The organism is Chitinivibrionales bacterium, assembly GCA_014728215.1.
Taxonomy (GTDB): Bacteria; Fibrobacterota; Chitinivibrionia; order Chitinivibrionales; family WJKA01; genus WJKA01.
In genome coordinates this window covers 1-8,109 of record WJLZ01000087.1, presented here as the reverse complement: position 1 = coordinate 8,109, position 8,109 = coordinate 1, and the positions used below count along the sequence as shown (strand labels likewise).

Sequence of the window (8,109 nt, the reverse complement as noted above, 5' to 3'; positions counted from 1 at the left end):
TCATGCAGTCCTGGAATCGGGTGAGGAAATTGAAGCCGATTACTTCGTCTCCAATATCAGTCCTTACACCCTTCATTTAGAAATAATTAATCAGGAGGCCCGGAAGAAATTATGGTTACGGAGACTCCGCAGCCTCAATCCATCGATATCAGCGGTTGTTGCCTATCTCGGTATGAAGCCCGGCGCCATGCCGTTGCTTGATAACAGCATAAATTTCTGGTTTGATTCGAGATGCCATGAAGATATCTTTCAATCTATCATGGCAAACAACATACAGAATGTCAATCATCTCATTTTTCTCAAGGCGCAGGAGAGTGGTAATCCCGATACCCTGACTCTTATGCAATTTGTACAGAAACATGCCGCCGAAAACTGGAAAGAGGCAAAAAATCGTGTCGCCGACCGTATGCTCGCCAAAGCGGACGAACTCTATCCTGGAATCGAATCGGCCGTTGAATTACGGGAAATCGGTTCACCCACCACTTTTGAGCGGTATACCGGCAATACCGCCGGCGCCTTGTACGGATTCGAAAATACAAAAGACATGTATGGTGAAGCCAAACTTCCCAAGCAGACCTATCTCGAGAATCTTTATCAGGTAGGTCACTGGGGCACACCCGGTGGCGGGGTTTGGAATGTAATGTACAATTCTTATTCTACGACTCGGATGATGCTGCGTCGTCCTGAATCGAACAGAAAACCCTCGCAGCCGCCTTCACAAAGGAAAGAGATGAAATTTCGTTTGATTTATCCCCGTTTCAGAAAATTTCTGGAGGGGCATCATGAACTCGATCAGCTGGTCAAAGATCATCTGGTCGGTAATTATACCATGCCACCCTCGCTGGGGCTTCCGATAATTGCCTCCCTTACTCCGCCCGAAATCAGCCTTGAATTGACGGATGACAATGTCGGTCGGCAGATAGATTTTGATGAGAAGGTCGATTGTGTGGTTATCAGCTGTTTTACGCCTCAGGCCCAGCGTGCCTATGAGATTGCCGATGAATTTCGTCGCCGCGGAACCAGGGTGATTCTTGGTGGTATTCATCCAACCGGCCGGCCTGAGGAAGCCCTGGAACACGCCGATGCAGTATGTGTGGGAGAGGTGGAACCCGTCTGGTCACAGATCCTCGAGGATTTAAAAGCGGGAAAGCTTCAAAAAAAATACCATGGCCATGAGAGTTTCGAGCTTGGCTGCCTGCCGATTCCCAAGAGAGATATTTTCAGCAGAGATATTTATAAGTGGGATGCACACCTGGTTTTCACCACCCGTGGATGTCCGGTAAGGTGCGGCATGTGCCCTATTCCCCATAAGGAGGGGTATCGTCTCAGACTCCGTCCAATCGATTGCGTCATCAGGGATATCGAATCAATGCCTTATCGTGAATTCTATTTCACCGATGACACGATCATGATACCGAGCAAAAAATGCGAAAAATATGTTCTTGCACTGATGGAACGGACGCAGCATATGGATGTCAGCATCTTTTTTGCATCCACCATGATGATGATTCCCGATCCGGAGTTCTATAAAAAGCTCGCCAAAGGGGGAGCATCGTCGATGTACACTGTTTTCGGCTTTGACCGGAATTCACGTCGTCTGATGAGCAGTGATTGTACAAAAGAAGAATGGCGGAATGCCGTCGATCTGGTGAAAATGAACGAAGATGCCGGCATTCATTTCTTTGCATCCTACGGTATCGGTTTTGACGATCAGGATGAAGCGGTATTCGACCGGATTTTGAAATTTTCCGAGGATGCCGGTATTGATCTGGCCGAGTTTTATATCAATACTCCTTTTCCCGGAACACCATTTGGTATGTTGGCGGAAAAGGAAAACCGGATTCTGCACCGGAACTACCATCTCTGGAACACGGGGAATGTGGTTTTCAAACCCAGAAATTTCACCACCGAATCGTTGCTGGAGGGGTTCTTTTACCTCTGGAAAGAATTTTATAAAAACAAGACCCCGAAAACAACCTTGCGCTCCTTTGAGGTGCAGGATGATGGTTGACCGGAATTATTCCTGACGGTAATTTGCGAGGAAATTCCCGATTTTTTCGCATGCCATTTTAAGATCCTCAACGGCAGGCAGGAATACTATTCGAATATGGTCACGTTCGGGCCAGTTGAAACCGGTGCCCTGTACAATCAGTACATGTTCCTGCAATAGAAGATCCAGTACAAGCTTCTGATCATTTTTGATATTGAATTTCTTCCGGTCCAGTTTTGGAAAGAGGTAGAGCGCGCCCTGTGGTTTGACACAACTGACACCGGGTATTTCCGAAATCAGCTGGTAGCAGACATTTCTCTGTTCATACAACCGTCCTCCGGGTTTGACCAGATCGTTAATGCTCTGGTAACCTCCCAGTGCTGTTTGAACGGCAAACTGGGCGGGAACATTGGCGCACAGGCGGGTACTCGAGAGCATCTCCAGACCTTCCATATAATCCGATGCAGTCTCTTTGGTACCGGTGATCGCCATCCATCCTGCCCTGAATCCTGCGGCACGATATGATTTTGAAAGACCGTTGAAGGTTATGCAGAGAAGGTCGGGAGCTAAAAGAGACGTAGGAACATGGACTGCGGAATCATAAAGGATCTTATCGTATATCTCATCGGAGAAAATAATCAGTTCATGTTCACGGGCGACATCTACAATCTCTTCCAGGACTTCTCGTGGATACACCGCGCCGGTAGGATTGTTCGGATTAATAATGACTATCGCCCTGGTTTTTGACGACGCCTTCTTCTTGATATCCTTCAGATCGGGAATCCAGCCCGAAGATTCATCACACATATAATGGACAGGTTTTCCGCCAGCCAGGTTGGTCGCAGCTGTCCAGAGCGGATAGTCGGGCGCCGGAATCAACACTTCATACCCGGTATTGAGCAGTGCCTGAAGCGCCATCATGATCAACTCACTGACGCCATTACCGATATAAATGTCATCGACATCGATGCCCTCGACGCCCTTTTCCTGGTAGTATTGAAAGACCGCTTTCCGTGCGGGAAAGAGCCCCCGGGAGTCGTCGAGATAACCCTGAGAATGTTTCAGGTTAACTATTACGTCATGAAGCATTTCATCGGGGGTATCGAATCCGAAAGCAGCCGGATTACCGGTGTGAAGTTTCAGAATATGGTATCCCTCTTCCTCCAGCCGCTGAGCTTCACGGGAAACCGGTCCACGAATATCATAGAGGACATTTTCGAGCTTGTGCGATTTTTTATAGTACATCATAGGAAAAGACCTCAAAATATAAATACGAAATATTAGGATCCTTTCTTAAAATAAATCGTACCATCAATGTATATTTCAGAATCTTGCTTTTGGAATAATTGCGTCTAATTAGGAATACCGCAGGATAATGAAACTCGAGCATCTGGTGCGGAAATCACCAGAAAACAATGAAGTTCTTTCCGTAGGTCTTGATATCGGCTCGACAACGGTAAAAGTCGTGGTTATGGATGAGCATAATGCCATTTTAGCCCGGGCATACACTCGTCATCATGCCCGTCAGCCGGAAGTCGTCAGTCTTCTTTTAGATGAAATCGAGGCATATTACAGCCGGGCCATGCTGTGTATCTATATTACCGGAAGTGGCGGGCGCAGTCTGGCGCCGTATATCAATGCTCGATATGTACAGGAAGTTAATGCCGTGATATCCGCGGTTGAGCGGTTGTGTCCCGATACCGGATCGGTTATCGAACTTGGGGGCCAGGACGCCAAAATTATTATCTGGAAAAGGGACAAGGAAGGGAATGCGACGGTTTCCTCTTTTATGAATGACAAATGTGCCGGTGGTACCGGCGCTACCCTCGACAGGATTCTGGGCAAGATCGGAATATCGTTGTCTGAGGTCCGGAAAGTGCGGGCTCAGGGAAAAACGATTCATCCTATAGCGGCAAAATGCGGTGTCTTTGCCGAAACCGATGTTGTGGGACTTCTGAAAACCGGAATTGAAATGGAAGAAATTGTGGTTTCGCTCTGCACCGCAATTGTCAAACAGAACCTCGAAGTGCTTGTAAAAGGCAATGTTCTTCGTGCACCGGTACTCCTCCTGGGGGGACCGCATGCTTATTTGAATGTCCTCACCGACCTCTGGCGTACCTGGATTCCCAGCACCTGGCAATTGCACCACTATGTACCGGAAACACCTTCGCTTCCAGAAAGCATCAGAGTTCCGGAGGGTGCACAGTATTATGCTGCCGCCGGTGCGGTGATATTCGGAAAAGAATCCCGCGAAATGCTTACCGCATTTGAGGGCTCTTCTGCAAAGGACAGGAGATTTTATTATGAGGGAAGAAAAGGGCTCGATAATTATCTCTCCCATGAGCGCATGAAAAAACTTGGAGAGAACGGCTCTTTCCGGAATGGTCTTGTGCAATCTGAACAGGAACTCGACGAATTCGTCGCTGCATATACAATCCCTCCGTTTAAGGCATGCGAGCCTCCGGAAGGTGCTCACATAACCGGTTATCTGGGTGTTGACGGTGGTTCGACAAGCTCAAAGCTTGTCCTGGTCGACAGCGAGGGCGTTCCTCTTTATCGGGATTATATCCTTTCGAAGGGCAATCCAATTATAGACATTAGAGAAATGGCGGCGCGGCTTGATCGGTGGATCAAATCCAGGAATATCACTCTCAGGCTGGCCGGAACCGGCGTGACCGGGTATGCATCTTCGATACTTAAAGAGGCATTCTGTTTCGATACCGTTGTGGTGGAAACCGTTGCCCATATGCGCTCCTCGGTGCACAGGTACGGTAATATCGATGTTATCTGCGATGTGGGCGGTCAGGATATTAAAGTGCTGTTTCTCAAACACGGACGAGTTGTGGATTTCAAGCTCAACACGCAATGCAGCGCCGGGAACGGCTATTTCCTTCAGACAATGGCCGAGCAGTTTGATGTTCCCATAGAAGAGTATGCAACCACTGCGTTCAAGGCCCGCCGCGCTCCGGCCTTTAATTACGGATGTGCCGTATTCATGGAACAGGACCGGGTAAATTTTCAGCAACTGGGCTGGAAAAAAGAAGAGATCATGGCCGGACTCGCCCTCGTATTGCCACTCAATATCTGGAATTATATCGTCCAGGATACCAACGTATCCCGTTTTGGAAGACGTATTGTTTTACAGGGCGGCACTCAGCGAAACCTCGCTGCTGTCAAGGCGCAGGTCGATTATATCAAAAGCAGGAATCCCGAGGCCGAGGTCATTGTTCATGATTATGCCGATATCTGCGGAGCAATCGGCGCCGCACTCGAGGTCCGAAAACAGAGGACCGGCAGACCATCCTCGTTTGTAGGACTGGAAAAAGCCTCGAACTTGACATTCGTGACTTGTAACGACGATTCAACCCGATGCCCTTTTTGTGTTAATAAGTGTACACGCACTTTTATAGATATTACCGTAAGTCCGGATAAAAAAATACGGTATATTTCCGGAAACGGTTGTGATCGCGGCATGGCCGACAGTGTCGAAGCGGTAAAATCCCACGACAGCAAAATAAAAAGTGTTAAAAATACTTATCCCAATCTTGTCAATCAGGCGGCTGTTGAAGCATTTAATGAATATCCTTTCGACGCTTGTCCGGAAAGCTATTTCGGGAGGAGCCGTGCCGGGAAAAGAAAGCGGGAAGCTGTTCTTGAAAAACGGGCGGCGATGGTTGTTGGAATGCCCCGGGTCCTTAATCTTTACTACTATGCTCCCTTTTTCGGCACCTATTTTCGCGCACTGGGCGTGGGCAAGGTTGTATTCAGCGATTATACCTCAAAGACGCTCTGGGAAGAAGGGAATAAATGGGGGGCAATCGATCCCTGTTTTCCGGCTAAAGTCGCGCCAGCTCATTTTCACAATCTGCTTACCCGAAAAAACGTTACCCATCTCTGTTTCCCTTGTATAACCCATCTGGAATCCATGGTCGAGAACGTGGTGGGGAATAATGCCTGTCCCATTCAGATGGGCACCCCGGAGGTGGTGCACGCGGCTTTTACCAAGGACCGCAATATGTTTTCAGAATTCGGGGTGGAATACTGGAAACCACTGGTCAATATGGAACGGCACAACGAAGCTGCTGATATGCTCTATGAATATTTCGCCGGCCCTCTTGAGGTAAGCAGGCAGGAAAATTCCTGGGCGGTCACCCAGGGGTACGCCGCCATGCAACGCTATCTGGATTCGCTTCGAACACAGGGGGCAAAACTGCTCAACCGGCTGGTTGAAAACGAGGAAATCGGTATTTTGATGATCGGTCATCCCTATCACCACGATCCCGGACTTAACCATGGTATTCCCGAAGAATTTCAGGTGAGAGGCTTTCCGGTGTTCTGTATAGAATCGCTGCCGGTGACCGATGATTTTCTTGATCCTCTTTTCAAGCAAAGTCCTTCCCGGCGTATAGGTGATGTCTGGCGGCGGAGTTTCAATCGGAATACCAATATAAAACTCTGGGCTGCAAAAGTTGCGGCTCGACATCCCAATCTTGCGGTCATCGATCTGTCAAGTTTCAAGTGTGGGTTCGATGCTCCTATCTATTCGTACATCGATACAATTCTCGATGCATCGGAGGCACCCCATTTTTTATTTCATGATATCGATCAAAACCGGCCGCGGGCAACCTTTGCAATAAGAATCCAGACCATTGAATACTTTTTACGTCTTGAAGAGAAAAAATTAAAGGCAATGAAAGCAGGCTCTAATCATGTCTCAGTTTGATAAGGCCGGTTCCGTTAAGCGGCCGAAAGTTTCTTCAGGTGACCATTGGAACGGATACACGAGTAATCACTGGAAGAAAAAAGACAAAAAAGAAGTGACCATTCTCTATAATTTTGTCGAACGGCGAAAATCCTTTTTTCTGCGTGCCTTCTTTGAACGAAATGGTTATAAATACAAAGATCTGGGCGACCATATTCTGGAAGATGTCCGGTGGGGCAAGGAATTCGGTAACCGGATGGAATGCAACCCTATGTATTTCACCAGTGGCTCGCTTTTGAGAAATCTTTTCATAATACAAGAGGAAAAGAATTTTACTAAAGAAGAAATTGTGGAAAAGTATGTGTTTTTAGGCGGCGGTGGTCAATGTGGTCCCTGCCGGTATGGTATGTATCCTCAAGAGTACTGGAAAGCGCTCAACGATGCCGGTTTCAAAGGATTCAGGGTCATTGTTTTTTCTTCGGGTTTTACCACCGAAATGCAACGGGGGAACAGTGCCCTGCCTGTCGATTTGAAATTCAGGGTAAACATGGCCATGGCCTTTATTCTTTCGGATTTTCTGCATATAGCCGAGTGCGCGCTCAGGCCGTATGCAAAGAACAAGAAAACGGCGCTCCGGGCTCTTGCGCGAATGGAGCGGATACTGCTCGATGCTTTCTGCAGCCGCTGGTGGTGGTTTGCCCTGCCTCGGGCCTTGAAAAGAGTCGGCAAATTGCTGCACTCCATTCCCCGGAAAGAAAATCCTCTTCCCCTGATTTATGTTACCGGAGAATTTTTTGCCAACCTTGCCCACAATGAAGGCAATTATAATCTTCGACGGTTTATTATGGATGAAGGTTGCGAGGTGTATCCCGGATTATTCACCAACCGGGTCATGTACGATTTCTGGCGTCAGGAACGGGTATTCCGTCGGGAGCTGAAATACGAAAAAAGTATTGCAAAGAAAATGCAGGCGCTTGCACTGATTATCACCGCCCGGTGCAGGTCTCTGTTTGTTAAATATCTTTACAATAAGCTCAAAAAGGTATTGCGGCCGGAATTGTTCGGCGGAAGGGCCGATCTTTATGATCTGCACCATCTTGCCCGACTTGGTCATGAGTATTATCACCCGGAAATTTTCGGCGGGGAGGGCAATCTCGAGGTGGCTGAAGCTGTGTATTATTCGGATCTGGTGGATGGTTTCATTTCTGCAAAGCCTTTCGGCTGCCTGACATCATCCGGTATCTCCGACGGTATCCAGGCCAAGGTTATGGCCCGTTTTCCGCAGCTCAATTTTCTTTCTATCGAGACAAGCGGCGACAACGAAGTCGGCATTCTCAGCAGGGTCTCCATGCTCCTTTTCAAGGCCAAACAGCGCCACTGGATGCGGGTGAAGGGGAAACGACGGGACGACACGGCG

Annotated in this window: 4 protein-coding genes; 3 read left to right on the top strand and 1 reads right to left on the bottom strand. The window is 48.1% G+C overall.

The window, feature by feature from the left end; translation table 11 throughout:
- Positions 1-2,011 (top strand): radical SAM protein (locus GF401_06960; protein ID MBD3344786.1); only part of this gene is annotated, 2,011 nt, incomplete at its 5' end.
- Positions 2,012-2,017: 6 nt separating this feature from the next.
- Here the strand turns inward: GF401_06960 and GF401_06955 are convergent.
- Positions 2,018-3,235 (bottom strand): aminotransferase class I/II-fold pyridoxal phosphate-dependent enzyme, encoded by a 1,218-nt coding sequence (locus tag GF401_06955; protein ID MBD3344785.1) that lies wholly within the window; start codon positions 3,233-3,235, stop codon positions 2,018-2,020.
- 130 nt (positions 3,236-3,365) lie between these two features.
- On the opposite strand from GF401_06955, the gene GF401_06950 reads away from it, so the two are divergent.
- Both GF401_06950 and GF401_06945 read left to right on the top strand, forming a co-directional pair.
- Entirely contained in the window at positions 3,366-6,713 is a 3,348-nt protein-coding gene (locus GF401_06950; protein MBD3344784.1) for a CoA activase, read from the top strand.
- The coding region (locus tag GF401_06945) for a hypothetical protein (GenBank protein ID MBD3344783.1) at positions 6,700-8,109 on the top strand (1,410 nt) is incomplete at its 3' end. The genes GF401_06950 and GF401_06945, both read left to right, overlap by 14 nt.